This window comes from Terriglobales bacterium, from assembly GCA_035573675.1.
Taxonomy (GTDB): domain Bacteria; phylum Acidobacteriota; class Terriglobia; order Terriglobales; family Acidobacteriaceae; genus DATMAB01.
The window spans coordinates 268562-288810 of the sequence record DATMAB010000015.1; the positions used below are offsets into that span (position 1 = coordinate 268562).

Sequence of the window (20249 nt, forward strand, 5' to 3'; positions counted from 1 at the left end):
GCCGCGCGTACTTTGTAGCGCCGGCGCCCCGCCGGCCGTCGCGGTGGCATCCCTTCCGCCGCCATGCAGGACATTCGCGACTACCTCGGAAGCTTCATTGTCCTGACCAGCAACTCCGTGTCGTCTGAGATGATGGCGTCCACCCCTGCTTCCGCCAGCCGTACCATGTCTCTCGTTTCGTTCACTGTCCACACGAAGACCTTCTTCCCCGCGACTTGCAGCTTCTCCAGGCGCTTCTGAGTCAGCAGGTCGAGATGCAGCATCACGTACTGTACCGGCAGCTTGGGCCACGCCACCAGGGCGTAGGCGCGGTCGCTGATGTACCCCAGCGGAAGGTCGGCCTGCTGCAGCCGCAGCGCCACCAGCACTTCCGGTTGGAACGACGAGATTACGTACTCCCTCTGCGGTGGATATTGGCGCAGCAGCCTGGCTACGCGCTCCTCGAGTCCGCGGACCTTCACCTCGATATCGAGGACCGCTCGGGCCGCGTAACGCGCCAGCACTTGCTCGAGCGTGGGCGGCCCTTCTTTGCCGCCCACCGCTTGCCGCAACTGCTCATATGCGGTGGCGGCGACTTCCATCCCGGCCACGGTCGCATCATGCACCACGACCGCCTCGCCGTCGGCCGTGCGGCGGACGTCGAACTCAAAGCCGTCACACCCGTGGGCCAGAGCCAGGTCGAACGCCGCCAGCGTGTTCTCGGGAGCGGCCTTCCGGGCCCCGCGATGCCCGAGCAGCAAGGGTCGCTGCGCGCGTTTCACCGCGCTGCCGGCGGGCGGAAAGGCTTGCGGCAAGGGCTAGTCCAGGTCGATGTCGCGGATGAGGGGCTTGTCCGGAGCTTCTTTGGCGCGCTTCATGGCTTCCTGGAACTTCTTCTCCAGCAGGTCCGCGGAATGCTTCTGCGCCTCCACCGATTGCTGAAAGATGGACTCACGCCGGCTGTCCTGTTCCTTCAGCGCGCGGGCGGCCTGGTCCAGGTCCTCAAAGGTCTTGGGAGCCTTCGCCGGCGTGTGCGCAATCACCGCCTTGGTGGCCGCGTCTACTTTCAGCAACGCGCCGCAGCACGGACACGGAACCTCGAAGGGCTGTGGGTTCTTGGCCATCAGGGGAATCATACCCCAGACACTGGGAAGGTGGACTACAGGTTGATCATTTGATGCCCAGCGCATCCCAACTGCGCGGCGTCATACAGTCTGAGCAGCAAACCCGTGCCGTAGCGCGCCACATAGGTGATCCCGCCGATCTCCCGCTCCTGCAGCGCCTTGTGCGGATAGAGCGAATTGTTGAGCTGCCCGGCATGCCGCACGATCTCCTGATTGCGACGCAACTGGGCGCGTGCTGCGCGTCCTCGCAATCGCTCCAGTTGGTGCGTCATCTTGGACCGGGCTTTTGTAGCGGCCGCCACCAGCGTGGGATCCAGTTGTTTCAGGGAAGCGGAGATGGCGTCGAGCGATGCAGTAAGGGCATCGGAGGCGGAGTCAAAGTGCGCAGCCAGGTCGGGCGGGATACATCGTTTGGCTAGGGCCTCGCGCAGGTGCTCCACACCGTGGAACGTATCCGCCAGGCCCACCTGGTAGCGGCCTAACAATCGCTGGATGCGTGGTTCGACCAGGGTCGCGCTGAAGCGTGGCACCACCGGCGTCACCCGCCCCAGCAACTCTTCATAGACCACCGCCGCCTGCGCGAAGTACGCCACCTCTGCCGGACCTCCGACGTAGGCCACGGTGGGTAGCAGGTAATCCTCCACCACCGGCCGCAGCAGCACGTTGGCGCTGAACTCTTCCGGATGCTCGGTGATGCGCTTCGCCAATTCATCCGGGCTCATCTTCTGCCGGCCCGCCTGGAACCCCCCATTCCCCCGGTGCACCGGCAACCGCGCCCCGCCCTGCAGATGAAACAGGAGGGTGGACTCGGGCGTCACCTTCACCTGCGCATGGAAGCCGCGGGCTTCCAGTGCCTTGTTGCGCTCGAGCAGCGCCCGGTCAAGGTCGGCCGCAGCCACCGCCGCCGCTCGCAGCACCGGCTCCGCGATGCGATGCAGTTCCGGATCGGAAGCATCCACCAGCACGATCCCGGAGTCGCGGAACAGCCGCGAGAACAGGCGCGCGAACGCCCCGCCCAGGGTCTCCCCTGGCCGGTAGCTTTCGCGAAGGAACTCGCAGGCCTCCGAATCTCCCAGCACGCGGCTCGCCGCCCGCACGGCTTCTTCGATTTCGGCGCCCAGTCGTATCGAACCGACGGGTGCGTTCTCGCCGCCCCGCGACGAGGTCTCAATCCGTTCCAGGTCTCCCTCGGCATTGAGCAAGGTGACGTGATTCACCTCGGCCAGGTCGTGATCCTCGGTGGCGAGCCAGAAAATTGGGATGCAGTCAGCCCCGGCCTGCGACTCTTCCACCGCCAGTCGGATGGCCGTCAGCGCCTTGTAGATCGAAAACAGTGGCCCGCCGAACAATCCCACCTGTTGCCCGGTGACCACCGCCGCGGCCCCGGCGCGGAAGCGCGCCAGGCTTTCCAGCGTCGCCTTCGACGCGCCCCACTCTCGGTTCTGGCGCTGCAGAACGTCGGCCACCCGCTGGCGCCGCTCCGTGTCGTAACGGATTGTCCTCGCCTCCTCCGCCAGCCAATTCCTGGAAAACGGAGGTCGCGGGTAGAACTCCCGTACCGCCTCGTGATTCGAGGTATACTCTGCGAACAGGCGCGACGTGTGGGGGATCGTGCTGTAGGGCAGACAGTCCGTCGACACTGGGTTCAGCTTCTCCTCGTCCGCCATTCTACAGGGCGCAGGAGAATGGATAACTCATGCCGCCAAAGGATGCACAAATTCGGCTCCCCGTCATGGACGTTGTCCTGTAGACGCCCTCGGCGTCTCGCTCGGGCCACGACCTTCGCGCTCCTGGGGGAATTATGTGCAGGAAGCTTCGAACATTTGGGCTCGCAGTTGGAATGGCTGTTTGTCTTATCTCCATCGCCTTAGTCGTGCACGGCACTCCATTGCTGCAGGGCGACCGTCAAGCTCGTCCGGAGCCGGCTCAGTTTCGCACCGCGGCGGAGCTGGTTCTGGTTCCGGTGGTCGTCCTGGACAAGAACCGGAAACACGTTTCCGGCCTGACCGCCGCCGACTTTGAAATAACGGAAAAGGGCAAGGTTCAGAAGATCGCCACCTTCGAGGAGGTCACTGCCTCCAAGGACGTGTCACGCCTTGTGATCCGGCATCGCCCGGGAGAGTTCACCAACGCGGCGGCCAGCGGAGCACCAACCGCCAAGCAGCTCATCATCATTGTCGTGGATCTTGTGAACACCGGCTTCACGGACCAGGCTCGAGGTCGCCACGCGATGATCGAGTATCTTTCCTCCACCTTGGTTCCCGGCTCGCCGATTGCCCTCCTGGTCATGCACCGTAACGGAGTGCGTCTGGTCCACGACTTCACTCAGGATCCCGCGCTCATCGTCGCCGCCGTACGCCGCATCAAGGGCGAAACTCCTCCCGGGACGGCACCGGGCCGTTCCCTGCCCGTTGCCTTGGTCGGAACTGGACCAAGCCTTCCCGAGGGCGAGGCTCCGGCCGTCACTTCCCCGGACGCCTACCGACCTCCGACCGAACAGCAGGTAGCCGACTCCGCCAACCGCTTCCTCACCATGATGACCAGTCCCGATGCCGGGCTCTCGGAATACGAGCGCTTCACCTCTCTGGAACTCACCATGGATGCCTTCCAGCATATTGCGCGTACTTTCGCCATGGTTCCTGGTCGCAAGTCCCTGATTTGGGCCACGGGCAGCTTCCCCTTCATTCTGCTGGAAGCCCGCGACATCCTCGACAGCCGCCAGGCCGCCATATACGAGCGCACTTTCAAGGCCCTTAACGACGCCAACATTGCCGTCTATCCCGTGGATATCCGCGGGCTGGCTGGCTCTTCTTTCGGCGACATTCGCGGCTGCACAAGCTGTGGTGGGCTGGGTTTCAGCACTGTAGGCGTACGCGACATCCAGACAAACGACTACACCCTCCACTCCAGCCTCAGCACTCTGGATACCGTGGCTGAAATGACCGGCGGCCAGGCCTTCTACAACACCAATGACCTCCCCGGATCCTTCCGCGAAGCAGCGAACGAGTCCGCCTCTTACTACATGCTTGGCTATTACCTTACTCAGAAAGTCAGCAAGGCGGAATGGCGCCCGCTCAAGGTGAGGGTCCTGCGGCCGGATCTCAAGGTTCGTGCCCGCAACGGATTCTTCGCCCTGCCCGAAAAGCCCGGCGATCCCGGACGCGACTTGGAGTTAGTCACCGCCTTGCGCAGTCCCCTTGACTATAACGCCCTTCCCGTCACCGTGCGTTGGACGGGCATTGACAACAAATCCGGTGGAGGCAAGCGCAACGCGCGCTTCGAGATCGTCCTCGACGCCGGAGTCGCATCGGTGGCCGAGTCCGACAGCAATCACCTGAGCCTCGAGTTTGCCGGGGTGGCACGAAGTCAGAAGGGAGAAACCTCTGGCCAGTTCCGCAAGGGTTACGACGCCAATCTTTCCCCTGAGGCGCTCGAGCAAATCCGTGGCAGCGGCATTACCTACAACGGTGCCATTGCACTCCCAGCCGGCGAGTACAGCGTGCGCTTCGTCGTCCGTGACAATATCTCCGGCCGCATGGGGAGCGTCCTTGCCCCCCTGGCCGTTCCCTGAGCGGGCGCGTCCGGGCGTTCACGTCTCGCCTGCCCTCATTGACTTCGACCGTGCCCGCCCCCACAATGGAAAGTGTCGCCGGCATCGTGGGGGCGTCACGGCTTCGACGGAAATGCTTGCGGCCAAGAGGCATGCCGGGGTGCATGCACCCGTGATCGCGTGCAAACACACAAGTGCCAACACTGAGCTGGCATACGCTGCTTAATTGATTAAGTAGCCGTCCTCCGCGGCTTCGCCCGCGGGCTGCGGAAGGACGTCGCACAGCGGGCTGGTTTCCGGCGCTCGGCCCGTGCGCCGGAAGCGAGATCATCGGGCTAGCCTTCCGCGTTTCTTGTCCGTTCTGAGCGCGGGCGGCGAAGGTTTCCTGCCTCAGCGGGAAGCGGGAACGCGACTACGCATGTAGGCTCTTGGCTGATAACATTTTCGGACCCCGGTTCAACTCCGGGCGCCTCCACCATCGGTTCTCCTTGCGGACTTTCCCGCAGGCGTAGCCCAGCAATCCCCCGCGCTATACTCCTGCGCCATGCCCTGTGAGGAACTCGGCCGGCTGCGGCAGCAGATTGCCGAGCTGCAGTCGCAGCTCAAGGAAAAGCAGCGGCTGGCGCGGCAATGGGCTGAGCACAACGTTGCCGCAAGCGGCAGCCGCCGTGACTGGGAGGAGTTCCTGAGCCGCAAGATCGCGCACACGGCCGCCCGGATCGAACAGCACCTGCGCGAACACGGCTGCCAGGAGTAGGGACTTCCGGGGCTTCCGCCCAAGATTTGCAGCCGGAACCACGCTCAACGAGGAGGAAGGAGTTACGAAGCCGCTTTGGCGAAGGAGGCGACCGCCGCGTCTTCGCTGTCGAACGATTCGAACACCGTCACCAGCTTGGTGATGGCCAACTGGTCGCGCACCCGCTGCGTGAGATTGGCCAGCCGGATGTCGCCACTGGCGCCGCGCGCCGAAGTGTACAGCCCGACCAGCGTCCCGAGGCCACCGCTATCGATGTAGCTGACGCCGCCCAGGTTGAGCACGATCTTCGAGGATTCGGCGATCAGGGCCTTCACCTTCTCCCGCAGTTCGGAGGCTTCGTCGCCGAAGACGATGCGACCGTTGCAGTAGACGACCGCGACATCGCCCACTTTCTTGACACTCAGCTTCAAGGCCATGAGAACCTCCCAGCGGATAAGAGCGCCGCGAAACAGTCGAGAAGCCTAAACCCGTGCGCGGTCGCTTGGCAAGCGCCGAACGGCGCGGCGCAAACATGGGGCACCGCCGGCACCTTCGGAATACCCTCACGTATAATCGCCTCTGGTCATGAGCTACCAGGTGCTGGCGCGCAAGTACCGCCCGCAGCGGTTCGCGGACGTCATCGGGCAGGAGCACGTCACGCGCACGCTCGAGAACGCCATCGCGCAGCAGCGCATCGCGCACGGCTACATCTTCAGCGGACACCGCGGCATCGGCAAGACCACGGTGGCGCGCATCCTGGCCATGTGCCTGAACTGCCGGTCGTTCCCGCAGCCCACGCCCGATCCCTGCGGCGCCTGCGAATCGTGCACCGAGATCCGCGCCGGGGGAAGCGTGGACGTAATCGAGATCGATGCCGCCACCAACCGCGGCATCGACGAGATCCGCGAACTGCGCGACGCCGTCCGTTACCGCCCGGCGCGCGACCGCTTCAAGGTCTACATCCTCGACGAGGCCCACCAGATCACCGATGCCGCCTTCAACGCCCTGCTGAAGACGCTGGAAGAGCCGCCCGGGCACGTCATCTTCATGCTGGCCACGACGCAGCCGGAGGACATTCCGCAGACCATCCGCTCGCGCTGCCAGCACTTCAGCTTCCACGCCGTGCGTTTTGCGGACATGGTCAGCCAGTTGCGCGACATTGCAAAGCGGGAGGGCCTGGCGGCCGACGACGACGCCCTGGCCCTGCTGGCCGAAGCGGGCGACGGCTCCATGCGCGACGCGCTCTCGCTGATGGACCAGGCCGTGGCCTCGACCGGCGGCCGCATCACCGCCGAATCCGTGCGCGGACTGGTGGGCTGGGTTTCCTCCGACATCTTCGAGCAGCTACTGAATTCAGTCGCGCGCAACTCCGCTGAAGAAGTGCTGCGGCTGGCCGACCGGGTGTTGACCGAAGGCCACAATCCCGCCCACCTGACGCGGCAACTGGTGCGCTTCCTGCGCAACTGCATCGTGGCCAAAGTGGCGGGCGAAGACCCTGGGTTGCTGCAGGTGGCTCCCGACGAAGCCCGGCGCGTGCTGCGCGTGGCGGCGCTCTTCAGCGAAGAGGACCTCACGCGCTTCCTGCAGATTCTGCTGCGCACGCACGGCGAACTCAGCTACAAGCGCGAGCAGCGCTTCCACCTCGAGCTGGGACTGCTGAAGCTGGTGCACGCGCAACGCCTGCTGCCCCTCGAGGAAATGCTGAGTGGCGCGGAGGCTGCACCCCGAGCCGCCGGCGAAGGGAAACCACGGGCGGCCGTTGCTCCGGCGCGCTCAGCGCCACCGCCTGAGCCGCCCTCACGACCGCGGAGCGTCTCACCCTTCGAGGCCGACCGTGCGCGCAAGCAGAGTGCGCCGAAGGAAGAAATGTCCTCGTCATCTGCTGCCGTGGCGGTGGCGGAGCGGACCGCGCCCGGCCCTGAGGGCGATGTGCGCGCAGCGGTGGTCAGCGCACTCGAACAAGGGAGCCAGCGCATGGTGGCCTCCATGCTCGACGCCGGCGAGTGGACTCTGTCGCAGGAGGAAATCGTTGTCCGCGTGACGGGTTCGGCCAAGATGGCGGAGCTGGCGCTGAACGGCGAAGTCCGCCGCATCGCGACGGCCGCTGCGGCGCGCGCCGCCGGACGCCCGCTGAAGCTGCGCGTCGAAGGCTCGGGCGCGGCCAACGGCTCGGCGTCCACCGCCGCCGCTCCCGCAAACAGCGAGCCTGCCGCCAACGGCCGCGCTCGGGCGACCAAAGACCCGATCGTGCGCCGCATGCAGGAGAAGTTCGGGGCGGAGATCCGCAGCGTCATCGACCACCGGGAGAAGCGCCGTTGAAGTTCGACCCCGGCCAGCTCCAGGAAATGCTCACGCTGGCGCGGGAGAAATACGCCGAACTGCAGAAGAAGATGGAAGAGACCGTGGTCGAAGCCTCCGCCGGCGGCGGCGCCGTCACTGTGCGCATGAACGGCCGCAAGCAGCTCCTGAGCCTGGCCATCGATCCCGAGGCGGTGCGCTCCGGCGACGTCGAGATGCTGCAGGACCTGGTGCTTGCCGCCGTGAATGAGGCCGCCCGCAAGGCGGAAGAAGCCATGAAAAAAGGCATGGGGCTGGGAGGGATGCTGGGAATTGGTGATTGAGAGATTCGGCGACAGAGCGATTTGGTAATTGAGTAATTTGGTAATTTGGAAATTGAACAGAGTGCTGGCCTGCGTCGGCGATTCCCGCGGAATTCAAATTCCCAAATTACCCAATTTCCCAATTACCAAATGGGAGTAGTTCCGTGTCTAGTTTTGCCGAACCGCTGGCCCGCCTGATCGAGGAGCTGAAGAAGTTGCCGGGCATTGGCGCGAAGAGCGCGCAGCGGCTGGCCTTCCACATCCTGCGCGCGGAGGCCGGGGACGCCGAGGCGCTGGCCGGCGCCATCCATGACGTCAAGGAAAAGCTGCGGCTGTGCTCGCGGTGCAACAACATCACCGACGTCGATCCCTGCGTGTATTGCTCGAGCGCCACCCGCAACCCGCGCCTGGTGTGCGTGGTGGAGGAGCCCACCAATATTGCCGCCATCGAGAAGACCCAGCACTACAACGGCGTGTATCACGTGCTGCACGGGTCGCTCTCGCCTCTGCACGGCGTAGGTCCGGAGCAGTTGCGTACCGCCAACCTGCTGAAGCGCATCGAGGCAGGTGAGGTGGACGAAGTGATCCTGGCGACAAACCCCACGGTCGAAGGCGAGGCCACGGCGGTCTATCTGGCGCGCCAGCTCAAGCGTCCGGGGCTCAAGGTGACGCGCATCGCTACCGGCATTCCCGCCGGCAGCGACCTGGAGTACGTGGACGAAGTCTCGGTGCTGAAGGCGATGGAGGGGCGGCGGGAGATGTAGAAGCAGTGGTCAGTGGTCAGTGGTCAGTGGCCAGTGCGGCGGGTTTGAAGGCCGCCCGCTTTTTTCCTTGCGCTCTGTGAACAAGTCCTAAGTCTCCCGAGAGCGTCGAAGCGGTGGGTGCGCGCCTGTCACGGACGCGAGTCTTTTTGGGTTCGGGAGCCCTTCGCGATCTCTTATCCCCCGTCTGCGCCGAACAGCATGGCGCAGACATGGGGCACCGTCGAGGTTAGTCCAGAACCAAGCAGACCAGGAGCAGTCGCGCGCCTATGCTATTCCTTCAGCAAATCCCACGCCTCGCGGAAGCGTTCGAAACGGTGGCTGCGACTGCTGGTGCGGTGCGGGAAGAGCCAGATGGACGTGACAGGCGCGAAGGTCTCGACGGGGATGAGGTACCACGCGTGGTGGGGCTCGACGTAGGCGGCGAGCAGGTCGATGTCCGCAGGGGTGTAGGGGATCTTGGAGCGGTTGCCGCAGCCGGTGGAGACGCGGAAGGCGTCGTCCTGCGGCAGGGAGACGGAGCGGACCTGGACGCGGATGAGGCGCCGACCGTTATCGACGATGAAGTCGTACTTCGAGTTGTCGCCCCAAGGCTTGGAGACGGTGAGGCCGAGAGAGATAGCGCGGTGCAAGAACAGGCTCTCGGCGGCGTCGCCCTGGGCTTTGGGCAGGCTGCGACGGGACATGGGATTCGTCTAGCGTTTCTCGGACAGCTCTGGCAGTAAGAGCGGCAGGTTCGAGGTGAAAGCGTCCGGGGGCAGGCGAGACACCGGCGCTACGTGATATCCAACAGCAAAGCGCGGGCGAGGCGCCCGCGCTCCCTTTCCTTACTATCTAAGTTCAGCATAGCATTTTCGAGGCAACCAATGTACAAAACTTAAAGTAACTTTATTGCATTTGTTTTCAATGTGTTGCCGACAATAGTTAAAGGTCGAGAGCTTGACAAGGATTTCCCGAATCGGGAAGCGGTTAAGCCCCTCGAAGGAAAGGACTTAACAGAGAAAACGAGGAGGAGGCAAAAAGAAAATATTTCATAGCTCTTTGATAAGGGGACAGGGGGGCGCAGCCAAGCCGATGACGCGGCCTCTTTCGAGCCTACGACGGGGCTGGACGAATTCTTGAACCTAAACCCACGGCTTGCGCCGTGGGCTGCAAATCCAACGCCCCTCACGGGGCTATGCCTTTCTCAGTGCGGCAGGAACTTCGACACGTAGGGCGAGTTGCGCTCTGAGCCGGTTCCCGAGCGGCGGAAGTGGCCCGAAGGGCCTTCGCCCAGGAATTCCGAGAACCAGGCTTCGTGCTCGACCTCCTCGTGCAGGATGGCCAGCGCCAGATCGTAGGTGCGATGGTCCTTGCCCGCGGTGTAGTTGCAGATCTGCGTGTAGCCGTGCACGGCGCAGCGCTCGGCGTTGACCAGCACTTTGAGCATGGCCTTGATGTCCTTGGGGTTCTTGGGCAGCGAGGCGGGCGGGCAGGCGGAGATGTCGTGGAAATCGTTCATCTTCGCGGGCAGCTTGCCGCCCAGCTCGTAGATGCGCGGCACCAGCGCCTCGAAGTGGTTACGGTCTTCGATGCGCGCATCTTCGGTGATCTCTTTCAGGCCTTCGCCGTCGAGCCCGATCAGGTTCACGCGCAGGATAGTGTAGTAATAGAAAGTGGTGAGTTCGGCGGCGGCGTTGCGCACCAGCATGTCCAGCAGCTTGTTCAGGTCGATACCGGCCCTCTGCACCAGATCGCGAGCGACTTTAGCCATGGTCTTCTCCTTCAGGTAAGGATTCGCATGCGTACGTTCTTGGATGCCCCCACCGAACAGGGGGACGCAATTGTAAACGAGGAAATCCCCTCGGGGGGCGACCGTCGATGGTAGAGACGTTGCTTGCAACGTCTCGAGACGCAGCCAGCTGCGTTTCTACCGCTCGGGCCTAGCCGGCTCGCTGGGCGGGTTTCGTAGCCGCAATGGGGATGACGTCCACGACGGCGTTGTAGTCCGGCTCGGAGGAGACGGGGTCGTAGCGGCGCTCGATGAGCACGTTGCATTCGGGCCAGTAGGCCTGGAGGTTGCCTTCGCGGATATCGGCGAAGCGGGCGTTGCCGGCGAACTCGCCGGTGTTGGAACGCAGCAGGATGATGTCGCCCTCGTTGATGCCGAGGCGGGCGGCGTCGCGCGGGTTGATGAAGATGTCGTCGCGCTGGCCGCCGGTGAGCGGGTCGGAAGGGCCGAAGGTCATGGAGTTGAACTGCCTGCCGCGGCGGGTGGTGACGTAGAACTTGCCGGGCGGGACGCCGACCTCGGGGATGGAAACAGGAACGAAGCGGGCGCGGCCACCGGGCATCTTCTGGAAGCCCTCGGTGAAGAGCTGCGGACCGCCCCACTGCACCCAGTCACCTTCGTTCGAGAGTTTCTCGATGCCGGCGTAGATGGGCATGGCGGCGGCCATCTCGCGACGGACGTCGGCATCGGTGGCGTAGGCGAACTGCGCGGCACGCTGGGGCATGAGGCGGCGGGCGATGAGGCACGGAATCTCCCACTCCGGTCGCGCCTCGCCCATGCGGGGCCCGCGAATGGGAGGCGAGTAGCGGATGCGGCGCTCGGTGGAGGTCGAAGTTCCACCGGACTCGTAACGGGTCTGGGCCGGCAGGACGACCAGCACTTCCCCGCCCTCGAAGGTGGAGTAGGTGTTGAGCACAATGTCCTGGTGGATGCGGACGCGCACGCGGCGCAGCGCCTCCATGACGAAGTAACGGTCCTGCATGGTCTCCAGCAGATTGCCGCCGATGGTGTACAGGGCGTCGAGCTGGCCGGCGTGGGCGGCTTCAATCATCTGGCCGGTCTTGAGCCCGGTGGAGGCGGGCACGGGCGCCTGCCAGAGTTCGCTGAAGCGGCGGGCGTTCTCGGCGTTGACCTCGAAGCCGCCGGGGAACTTATCGGGATCGACGCCGCACTCGCCGCCGCCCTGCACGCCGCTGTGGCCGCGGATGGGCATGATGCCGCACTTCTCGCGGCCGAGGTTGCCGCGGATGAGAGCGAGGTCGGCGATGGCCTTGACGTTCTCCACGCCGAAGCGATGCTGCGTGAGCCCCATGGAGTAGCAGAGGACGGCGGTCTTCGCCTGGCCGTACATGCGCGCGAAGCGCTCGATCTCGGGGCGCGCGATGCCAGAGCCTTCCTCGATAGCAGGCCAGGAGAGCGCGCGCAGATGCGCGGCCAGCTCCTCGAAACCGCAGGTCTGCCGGGCGATGAACTCGCGGTTCTCCATGCCTTGTTCGACGATGACCTTCATGACGCCGTTGAGGAAGGCGATGTCGCCGCCGACGCGGACCTGGAAGAAATCGTCCATCAGGCGCGAGCCGAACAGGGCGCTGGAGGCGACGGAGGGGATCCAGTAACGCTCCAGGCCGGGCTCGCGGTACGGGTTGACGACCATGATGCGCGTTCCCTGTTTGCGCGCGTAATGCATGTACTTGGTGGTGACCGGCTGGTTGTTGGCGAGGTCGGTGCCGAACAGGATGAGGAGTTCGGCGCCAATAAAGTCGGAGAGTGAGCACGTAGGCGCGCCGACGCCGAGCGTCTGCTTCAATCCGTAGACGCTGGCGGCGTGGCAGAGACGCGCGCACAGGTCCACGTTGTTGGTACCCAAAAGCCGCGGCAGCTTCTGGAAGGTGTAGTACGCCTCGTTGGTGAGGCCGCGCGAGGTGGCGAAGAAGCCCATGCGCTCGGGCGGGATACCGTGGAGTTCCCCGGCGATGACGTCCATGGCCTGGTCCCAGGTGACGCGGCGGAAGCCGCGGTCGCCGCGACGGAGCACCATGGGATAGGCGAGGCGGCCGAGCTTGTGCAGCTCTTCGTTGGACATGGAGCGCAGGACGTCGATATCGGCCAGGGCGGCATCCGGCGCCGCCGGCATGGTGTTCAGGCGCAGCAGGTTCAGGCGGGTCATGCACAGGTGGACGCCGGAGATGACGTTGTCCTTCAGGCCGTAGGGGCCGAGCGAGCAGCCGTCGCAGACGCCGTGGTTGAGGATGCGCCAGGCGTAGCCGAGATGGTCGCGGTTCTCCCAGGCGGCGCGAGCCATCTCGCGGAAGTGACGCGGCTTGTTGGGATAGGCCAGGCCGAAGGGGACCAGGTCACGCACGTTCACGCGAGCAGTCTAAATCAAGGGGCTGAACCGGGCGCAACGACCGGCTACCTGCGCGCGCGCGAGCGCTCCAGCACCTGGCGGAAATCTTCTCGCGTCATGGCGTCGCGCTCATGGAAAAAGAGCAGCAACTCCTGCAGGAGCCGGCTGGCTTCAGGGGAAGGCGCCGCGGCTGCGTGGGCAGCATCGCCGGCAGCGGTAGCGCCAATGCGGCTCCAGCCTTGCTGGGCGGGCTGGGCGGCAGCGGCGGCGCGCTCAAGAATGCGTTGCAGCGTGCGCCGGTCTTCCTCTTCCATGGCCAGGAACTCGAGGCCCATGCCGCAACCGGGATGGCTGACGCGGACCGCGGCGCGGGCACGCAAGCGGTCGGAGTCCGACTCCAGCTCCAGAGCGACTTCGGTGGCCGCCGGCAGCGGCGACATGCTCTCGACGTAACAGCCGCCCAGGCTGATATCGGTCAGCGTGCCCCAGACGCGCACGTCCGATCCGGCGGGGTACATCTGCACGCCGCCGCTGGCGCGATAGCGGGGATTGCGACGCCGCTCCTCTCTGCGACGGTCGCCGGTCGTCCGCCGCTCGATGCCGTGCGGCGGACCTTCCGCTGCGGGCGCAGCAGGCGGTGGCGCCGGCGGCTCCTCCTCCAGCGCTTTGCCCCAGACTTTCTTTTCCGGCTCCAGGCACTTGAGACCGATTTGCCCTTCGCGCTCGCTGCCGGGCTCGCCCACCCAGGCCACCGAGAAGCGGGCTTTGCGGTCCTCGTATTGGAGCCCGACCACATCCCCGGCGGCCAGTTGGCCACGCACTCCGTGCACGCAAGCGCCGGCGGGACTGATGTCGAGGGTGGTGGCCGTGGATCCGAAGGGACGACCGGCGCTGTCCAGGCCCCAAAGCCGCACCGTCAGGGGGCGGGTGACGCGCGGCTCGCGGCGACGCACGCTGTAGAGCACGCGTTTGCCGGCGTCCACGGCGCCCGAGGCTGAATCCATGCGCCTCCTGGAAACATCGAAAGCACAGGATAGGCGGAATGGCGGCATCCGCCTGCCTGCAAACAACGCTCTGGGGTGGCGCCTCTCCCTTTTCAGGAAGATTCCCAGAGTGGAACCATCATATTTCATTCTGAGAAAGGGGCGACACATGCGCTGGGTGGAGCGCGCTTCCCGTTTTGATCTTCCGGTGGAGCTGTTTCCGGCAGTGGTGGAGCGGCTGCGGGGCACACCGGGCCGGATCGAGGAGAAGGTCGCGGGCATCGCGGCGGACGTGCTGACGCGGCGCAACGGCGACAAGTGGTCCATCCAGGAGCACGTGGGACATCTGCTGGACCTGGACGAACTGCACGCCGGGCGGCTGGACGACTACCTGGCGGGCGCTGAAGTGCTGCGGCCTGCCGACATTACCAATCGCAAGACGACGGAGGCGAACCACAACCGGCGTACCATGGCGGAACTCACTCAGGCCTTCCGTAAGGAGCGGTTGCGCTTCGTCGAGCGGCTGGAGACGTGGGATCCCGAGCGCCGGGGACTGACGGCGATCCACCCCCGGCTGAAGCAGCCCATGCGGGTCATCGACATGGCCTGGTTCGTGGCCGAGCACGACGACCACCACCTGGCACGCATGACGGAGCTGGCCAGGAAGTTTTCCGTTCGCTCGGCCTGAGCTACTTCCCTGCCGGCTCGACCACCACCGCAGTGCCGTAGCAGAGCACTTCGGTCACGCCCTGCATGACCTCGGTGGCATCGTAGCGGACGCCCACGATGGCATTGGCGCCGATCTCGGCGGCGTGCTGCAGCATGAGCACGAAGGCTTCGGCGCGGGTCTTCTCGCACAGCTCGGTGAACAAGGTGATGTTGCCGCCGACCAGGGTCTGCAGGCTGGCACCCAGAGTGCCGATCACTGAACGTGAGCGCACCACGATGCCCCGCACTACGCCCAGGTTGCGCACGATCCGGTAGCCCTCGAGGTCGAAGGCCGTTGTTGTCATGTTGTGTTGGACCAAGGATGCCCCCTCGGGTACGAGAATCGCCACGTATCATATCTTGTCACGCGCCCAGGCCCATGCCGCGTTTGCCACCGAACCTCCGGATTGACTAGCATTCTTCCGGCAGTTCCTATGCACCGAATCAAGTTGGTTTTCATCCTCGCGACTTTTCTCTTATTCCCTCTTTTTGCCGTTTCGCAGTCAGCGCGGCCCAGTTGGGAAGCCATCGAGGAAGCGCTGGGACGCAAGGGACAGTTGCAGGCCGACAGCGTGATGAAGTTCGGCATGCCGCGTGCGGACCTTAACGTGACCGCCGCCGGCGTTCTGCTCAGGCCAGCGTTTGCGCTGGGCTCGTGGGTGGCGTTCGACGCTCCCGGAGCCAACGGGCGCATGATGGGAGACCTTGTCCTGACCGAGGATGAAGTCGCGCCCGTCATGGCTAGCCTGCAAGACGGCGGCCTGCAGATCACGGCGTTGCACAACCATCTGCTGCACGAGTCGCCGCGAGTTCTTTACATGCACGTCTATGGTCACGGCGATGCCGCGCAACTTGCTTCCGCCGTGAAGACTGCCCTCGCTCTGACCGGAACGCCCGCCGCTGCGGCCAGCGCAGCGACGGTCGACCTCGGGCTGGACGTGGCCGCAATCGAGCAGGCGCTCGGATACAAAGGGAAGGTCAACAGCGGCGTGCTGCAGTTCTCCGTGCCGCGCTCGGAGACCATCCGCGAGCACGGCACTGCCGTCCCGAACCCCATGGGTATCGCCACGGCCCTGAACTTCCAGAGTGCGGCCAACGGGAAAGCCGCCATCACGGGCGATTTTGTGCTCCTAGCGGCGGAGGTGAACCCGGTGATCCGCGCGCTGGGCAAGGCGCACATCGCGGTGACGGCGTTGCACAGCCACATGCTCCACGAGACTCCGCGCCTATACTTTTTGCACTTCTGGGCGGTGGACGATGCCGTCTCCCTGGCCCGCGGTCTGCGGGCTGCGTTGAACCAAACCGCTTCCGTCAAGGCCTCGCCCTGACCGGGCCGGTGGGTGCCGGTCCAATCTCGCAGGGTTAGAATGGCGATGTGGGAGCCGTGGATGGCTCATTCTCCTGAAGAGCAAAAGGACTTCCTCAAGACGCTGGATGACACCCGGCGCGGCCTGCTGACCGTTTATCGCTCCATCATCATCGCCGTCATCGCGGTGGTCACGGTGTTCGCCATCTTTCTTTACTTCAAGATCCAGAACGACGCCTTCCGCGGCTTTCTGACCTTCTACTTCGGAATCCTGTTCCTGATTTTCATGTTTTGGGCCTTCGGGCAACTGGCGGTCACGCGGAGGACTGTGAGCGAAGACGACCTGCTGGACATCGAACTGAAGAAGTTCGAGCAGGGCCCGGTGAAGACGTACACCCTGCGCATCGGCAACGCCCCCACGGAGACCGCAAGTCCTGCGACATCGTCTTCCGGCGAGATCAGCGGCTCGCACACCTTCAAGCTGCAGTTGGGCAACCTGCCGTTCGAGCCCGAGCCCATCGACGACGGCCTGTTCGCCCTGGCCGATGAATACGTGCGCCAGGGCAAGAGCCTGGAATGGGTTTGCGGAGTGCTCAGTTCCAAGTACCGAGAGCTGGGCACGGTGGGCCAGGAAGCGTATCGTGCGTTCTTCCAGGCCAGCCTGGAGGCCTGGCGCGCCAAGGCCTACGGGAGCGCGCCGGCGGGCGTCGTGTCCGCTCCTGAGGATCGTTCGCCGCAGGCGCCGGAAGCTTTCGGTACGGCGTCGTTTGAGCGTCCGCAATTCGACCGCGCCTTCGAGCGCGCCTCCCCGCCCTCGACGCCGAAAGAGAACCGGCCAAAGCGCGGGCTGTTCACCAAGGCCGAGATGCTGGTCTTCCTGGTGGTGTTTCTTTCGGTCTGCGCGGCGTTGATCACGGCCTTCATCGTGTTCCAACGCATGCCAGCCGAGTAGCGCCCGGCCTCCGCTGTGGCACAATAGCGCACTTCTCGAAATCCCGGGTACGATCCGCGAACTCCATGACTCGATACGGTCGCTGCTTCTCTCCACTGCTAGTTCTCATCGCGTTGTCATGCGGCGCCTGTGCACAGCAGGCCCCGCCCAATCTCGACGCCGACGTTGCGCGCGCCATGAAGACGTTCGAAGTGCCTGGCCTGTCGCTGGCCATCGTGAAGGACGGGCAGGTGGTGGTAGCCAAGGGATACGGCGTGCGCAAGCTGGGAGAAGCGGCGCCGGTCGATGCCGGGACGCTGTTCGGCATCGCCTCGAACACCAAGGTGTTCACGGCAGTGGCGCTCGGGATGCTGGTGGAAGAAGGCAAACTGGAGTGGGACGCGCCCGTGGTCCGGTACCTGCCCTGGTTCCAGATGTGGGACCCGTATGTCACGCGTGAGATGACGATTCGCGACTTGCTGGTGCATCGCAGCGGGCTGGGGCTGGGCGCCGGCGACCTGCTGTGGTGGCCGCCTTCGACCTACAACCGCCGCGAGATCGCACGCCGCCTGCGGTACCTCCGCCCGGCCACCAGCTTCCGCAGCGCCTACGCCTATGACAACGTGCTCTACCTGGTCGCCGGGGAGGTGGTCGAAGAGCTGAGCGGGCAGAGCTGGGAGGACTTTGTCAGCGAGCGCATCCTGAAGCGGGTAGGGATGAATGACAGCAACGTGCGCCATTCGTCGGCGGCCAACGGCGGCAACGTGGCCGCCACGCACGCTCGCATCGAGGGCGTGGTGCGCGTGATCGCTCCATTCGCCAGCGACAACACCAATCCCGCCGGAGGCATCAATTCCAGTGCTCGCGACATGGCCAAGTGGATGCTGGTGCTGCTGAACCAAGGCCGGTTGGCGGACGGTTCGCGTCTGTATTCGGAAAAGACGGCGCGCGAACTCACCTCGCTGGTGACGCCTATCCCCATCGCCGATCCCGAGCCGGAACTGGCGGCATTGAATCCCAACTTTCTGGGCTACGCCTTGGGGCTTGGGGTGCGCGATTACCGGGGCAAGAAAGTGATCACCCACACCGGCGGGCTGCCCGGCTACGTCTCCCGCGTAACCTGGATTCCCGAGATGAAGCTAGGCGTGGCGGTGCTGACCAATCAGGAGGCCGGCGAGTCGTTCAACGCGCTGACCTGGAGGGTGGTTGATTTCTACCTGGGCGCGCCGGCAACCGATTGGATCGAGGCGTTCGACAAGGTGCGCATACGCACGGAGCAGAAGCACGCCGCCACCGTTCAGAAGGCGGCGGCGGAGCGCGATGCTACGTCGAAGCCTTCCCTGCCGCTCGAGAAATACGCCGGCACGTATCGTGACGACTGGTACGGCGACATCGAAATCACCCACGCGAACGGCAAGTTGACGCTGCGCTTCACGCGCACGCCATCGCTGGTGGGCCATCTCGAACCCTGGCAGCACGACACCTTCATCGTGCGCTGGCGCGACCGCGAACTGCGCGCCGACGCTTATGTCACGTTCGCCCTCCATCCCGACGGCTCCATCGACCAAGCCAAGATGAAGGCCGTTTCGCCGGAAACCGACTTCAGCTTCGACTTCCAGGACCTGCTGCTGAAGCCGGCCCGCCGCTGATTGCTGAATCCGGCCTCCTCCCGTATACTCGGAATCGGAGACGAGCGCCGTCGGCAACGGCTCTGAATCTTCCGACCCGCCCGGGTGCCGTGCGGTGCCGAGGGCGGTTAGCTCAGTTGGTTAGAGCGCCTGCCTTACAAGCAGGAGGTCGAAGGTTCGAGCCCTTCACTGCCCACCATCTCCATGGCCTACCGCTCTCACCGCGCCGCAGGGCGCGGTCCCAGGATGCGGGGACGTAGTTCAGCTGGTTAGAACGCTGCCCTGTCACGGCAGAGGTCGCGAGTTCGAATCTCGTCGTCCCCGCCATGTCTTCTTACGCGCTGTCCGCCTTCCGCTTTGCGTGAGGACGGCCTGACGACTCCCACGTCTGCGCCGAACAGCGTGGCGCAGACATGGGGCACCTTCAGGTACTCACTGCGACGGCGGAATCGCCACGCACTCCCGTATCATCGAATCTTCAACCGGCGGCTTGCGGCCGGCGGCCTTGGGCGGAGAGCGCATAGCGGAGGGCGGAGTTGCGGATCGGCATCACTTGTTATCCCACGTACGGCGGGTCGGGCGTGGTGGCCACGGAGCTGGGGCTGGAGCTGGCCCGGCGCGGCCACCAGGTGCACTTCATCACCTACGCGCCGCCCATCCGGCTGACCGAGCCGCAGCCGAACATCCACTATCACGAGGTGGACGTCTCGCAGTATCCGCTGTTCGAGTATCCGCCCTACGACCTGGCGCTGGCCACCTGCATGGCCGAAGTGGCGGTGAATTACGACCTGGACCTGCTGCACGTGCACTACGCCATCCCGCACTCGGTGAGCGCCATGCTGGCGCGCCAGATGCTGGCTGCCGGAAATCCGCCGCGCAAGCTGCCGTTCGTCACCACGCTGCATGGCACGGACATCACGCTGGTGGGCGCGGACCGCTCATACCTGCCCATCACGCGCTACAGCATCGAGCAGAGCGACGGCGTCACCGCCATCTCCCATTACCTGCGCGAGCGGACGCTCAAGGAGTTCGAGCTGAAGAACTCCATCCGCGTCATCCACAACTTCGTGAACTGCAATACGTATTGCCGCGACGCGCACGCCGCTGAGCGCCGCGCCGAGTACGCGCAGAAGGACGAGCGCATTCTGGTCCATCTTTCGAATTTCCGCCCGGTCAAGCGCGTGCCCGATGTGATCGAGATCTTCGACCGCGTGCAGAAGAGATTGCCGGCCCGCCTGCTGCTAATTGGCGACGGGCCGGAGCGCTCGCCGGCGGAGTGGCTGGTGCGTCGCAAAGGGATTCAGGACAAGGTGAATTTCCTCGGTAAGCAGGAGCGTGTGAACGAAATCCTGGCCGTGGCCGACCTGATGCTCTTGCCCAGCCAACTGGAGTCCTTCGGGCTGGCAGCGCTCGAGGCCATGGCCTGCGAGGTCCCCAGCGTCGCCAGCCGCGTGGGCGGGATTCCTGAAGTCATCGACCACGGAGAGACCGGCATGCTGGCCGAGGTAGGCGACGTCGACACCATGGCCCGCTACGCCATTGACCTGCTGGGTGACGAAGCCGCCTTGAAGGCCATGGGCCGCCGCGCCCGCGCCGCCGCCACCGGCCGCTTCTGCGCGTCCGACATTCTTAAGCAGTATGAGGAGTTCTACCGCTGGGTGCTGGAACGGGCACAGTAACATTTATAGCGTCCCCTTTCCGCTGGACCCTACCCCCAGGTCCCTCGCTCGGGTCTCGCGCGCTGATGAATTCGCGCGGGTCCCTCCTTCGCTCGGGATGACGGCATCTGGGGGATCGTACGCGGCCAGCAACGTGGCATGCTCAG

At 64.8% G+C, this 20249-nt stretch carries 19 protein-coding genes, 2 tRNA genes and 1 other RNA gene; 13 read left to right on the plus strand and 9 right to left on the minus strand.

What is annotated here, in order from left to right:
• Positions 1-80: 80 nt before the first annotated feature.
• Genes VNK82_06730 through bshC form a run of 3 tightly spaced genes read right to left on the minus strand, consistent with a single transcriptional unit; the run spans position 81 to position 2743 of the window.
• Positions 81-761 (minus strand): glycerophosphodiester phosphodiesterase, encoded by a 681-nt coding sequence (locus VNK82_06730; GenBank protein HXE90643.1) that lies wholly within the window; start codon positions 759-761, stop codon positions 81-83.
• Between the two features lie 36 nt (positions 762-797).
• On the minus strand, positions 798-1103 hold the full coding sequence (locus VNK82_06735; protein HXE90644.1) for a hypothetical protein: 306 nt from the start codon (positions 1101-1103) through the stop codon (positions 798-800).
• Between the two features lie 35 nt (positions 1104-1138).
• Positions 1139-2743 (minus strand): bacillithiol biosynthesis cysteine-adding enzyme BshC, encoded by a 1605-nt coding sequence (gene bshC / locus VNK82_06740; GenBank protein HXE90645.1) that lies wholly within the window; start codon positions 2741-2743, stop codon positions 1139-1141.
• A gap of 200 nt (positions 2744-2943) precedes the next feature.
• Between bshC and VNK82_06745 the strand changes: the two genes are divergently transcribed.
• From VNK82_06745 to VNK82_06755, 3 genes are all read left to right on the plus strand, one after another.
• Entirely contained in the window at positions 2944-4674 is a 1731-nt protein-coding gene (locus VNK82_06745) for a VWA domain-containing protein (GenBank protein HXE90646.1), read from the plus strand.
• An 88-nt stretch (positions 4675-4762) separates the two neighbouring features.
• Positions 4763-5131, plus strand: a transfer-messenger RNA (tmRNA) gene (ssrA, locus tag VNK82_06750).
• Between the two features lie 66 nt (positions 5132-5197).
• A complete protein-coding gene (locus tag VNK82_06755) occupies positions 5198-5410 on the plus strand; it encodes a hypothetical protein (GenBank protein ID HXE90647.1) in 213 nt (70 codons plus the stop codon).
• Positions 5411-5472: 62 nt separating this feature from the next.
• On the opposite strand, the gene VNK82_06760 is transcribed toward VNK82_06755, so the two are convergent.
• On the minus strand, positions 5473-5826 hold the full coding sequence (locus VNK82_06760) for an STAS domain-containing protein (protein ID HXE90648.1): 354 nt from the start codon (positions 5824-5826) through the stop codon (positions 5473-5475).
• 148 nt (positions 5827-5974) lie between these two features.
• Here VNK82_06760 and dnaX point away from each other — a divergent pair, with 148 nt between their 5' ends.
• The 3 genes from dnaX (at position 5975) to recR (ending at position 8753) form a co-directional block, all read left to right on the plus strand.
• On the plus strand, positions 5975-7708 hold the full coding sequence (gene dnaX / locus VNK82_06765; GenBank protein HXE90649.1) for a DNA polymerase III subunit gamma/tau: 1734 nt from the start codon (positions 5975-5977) through the stop codon (positions 7706-7708).
• Complete coding sequence (locus VNK82_06770; protein ID HXE90650.1) at positions 7705-8010, plus strand: YbaB/EbfC family nucleoid-associated protein; 306 nt, start codon at positions 7705-7707, stop codon at positions 8008-8010. Before dnaX ends, VNK82_06770 begins: the two co-directional genes overlap by 4 nt.
• A 143-nt stretch (positions 8011-8153) precedes the next feature.
• The gene (gene recR, locus VNK82_06775) at positions 8154-8753 is read left to right on the plus strand and encodes a recombination mediator RecR (GenBank protein ID HXE90651.1); all 600 of its coding nucleotides are present in this window, start codon (positions 8154-8156) and stop codon (positions 8751-8753) included.
• Positions 8754-9022: 269 nt separating this feature from the next.
• On the opposite strand, the gene VNK82_06780 is transcribed toward recR, so the two are convergent.
• The 4 genes from VNK82_06780 to VNK82_06795 form a co-directional block, all read right to left on the minus strand.
• Positions 9023-9436 (minus strand): group I intron-associated PD-(D/E)XK endonuclease, encoded by a 414-nt coding sequence (locus VNK82_06780; GenBank protein ID HXE90652.1) that lies wholly within the window; start codon positions 9434-9436, stop codon positions 9023-9025.
• A 500-nt stretch (positions 9437-9936) separates the two neighbouring features.
• Positions 9937-10503, minus strand: coding sequence for a DNA protection during starvation protein (dps, locus tag VNK82_06785; GenBank protein ID HXE90653.1), 567 nt, complete (start codon positions 10501-10503; stop codon positions 9937-9939).
• Between the two features lie 169 nt (positions 10504-10672).
• A complete protein-coding gene (locus VNK82_06790) occupies positions 10673-12883 on the minus strand; it encodes an FdhF/YdeP family oxidoreductase (protein ID HXE90654.1) in 2211 nt (736 codons plus the stop codon).
• Positions 12884-12933: 50 nt separating this feature from the next.
• A complete protein-coding gene (locus VNK82_06795; GenBank protein HXE90655.1) occupies positions 12934-13872 on the minus strand; it encodes a PilZ domain-containing protein in 939 nt (312 codons plus the stop codon).
• A 148-nt stretch (positions 13873-14020) separates the two neighbouring features.
• On the opposite strand from VNK82_06795, the gene VNK82_06800 reads away from it, so the two are divergent.
• Positions 14021-14539: a DinB family protein gene (locus VNK82_06800; GenBank protein HXE90656.1), complete on the plus strand. Its 519-nt coding sequence runs from the start codon at positions 14021-14023 to the stop codon at positions 14537-14539.
• Position 14540: 1 nt separating this feature from the next.
• Here VNK82_06800 and VNK82_06805 read toward each other — a convergent pair whose 3' ends face one another.
• On the minus strand, positions 14541-14864 hold the full coding sequence (locus tag VNK82_06805) for a YbjQ family protein (GenBank protein ID HXE90657.1): 324 nt from the start codon (positions 14862-14864) through the stop codon (positions 14541-14543).
• 129 nt (positions 14865-14993) lie between these two features.
• Between VNK82_06805 and VNK82_06810 the strand changes: the two genes are divergently transcribed.
• The 6 genes from VNK82_06810 to bshA all read left to right on the plus strand — a co-directional run bounded on the left by VNK82_06810 (position 14994) and on the right by bshA (position 20103).
• Entirely contained in the window at positions 14994-15887 is an 894-nt protein-coding gene (locus tag VNK82_06810) for a DUF1259 domain-containing protein (protein ID HXE90658.1), read from the plus strand.
• Between the two features lie 60 nt (positions 15888-15947).
• Positions 15948-16817: a hypothetical protein gene (locus VNK82_06815; protein HXE90659.1), complete on the plus strand. Its 870-nt coding sequence runs from the start codon at positions 15948-15950 to the stop codon at positions 16815-16817.
• 65 nt (positions 16818-16882) lie between these two features.
• On the plus strand, positions 16883-18445 hold the full coding sequence (locus VNK82_06820) for a serine hydrolase (protein ID HXE90660.1): 1563 nt from the start codon (positions 16883-16885) through the stop codon (positions 18443-18445).
• 101 nt (positions 18446-18546) lie between these two features.
• A tRNA-Val gene (locus tag VNK82_06825) sits at positions 18547-18623 on the plus strand.
• A gap of 51 nt (positions 18624-18674) precedes the next feature.
• A tRNA-Asp gene (locus tag VNK82_06830) sits at positions 18675-18751 on the plus strand.
• 209 nt (positions 18752-18960) lie between these two features.
• Entirely contained in the window at positions 18961-20103 is a 1143-nt protein-coding gene (gene bshA / locus VNK82_06835) for an N-acetyl-alpha-D-glucosaminyl L-malate synthase BshA (protein HXE90661.1), read from the plus strand.
• Positions 20104-20249: the final 146 nt, after the last annotated feature.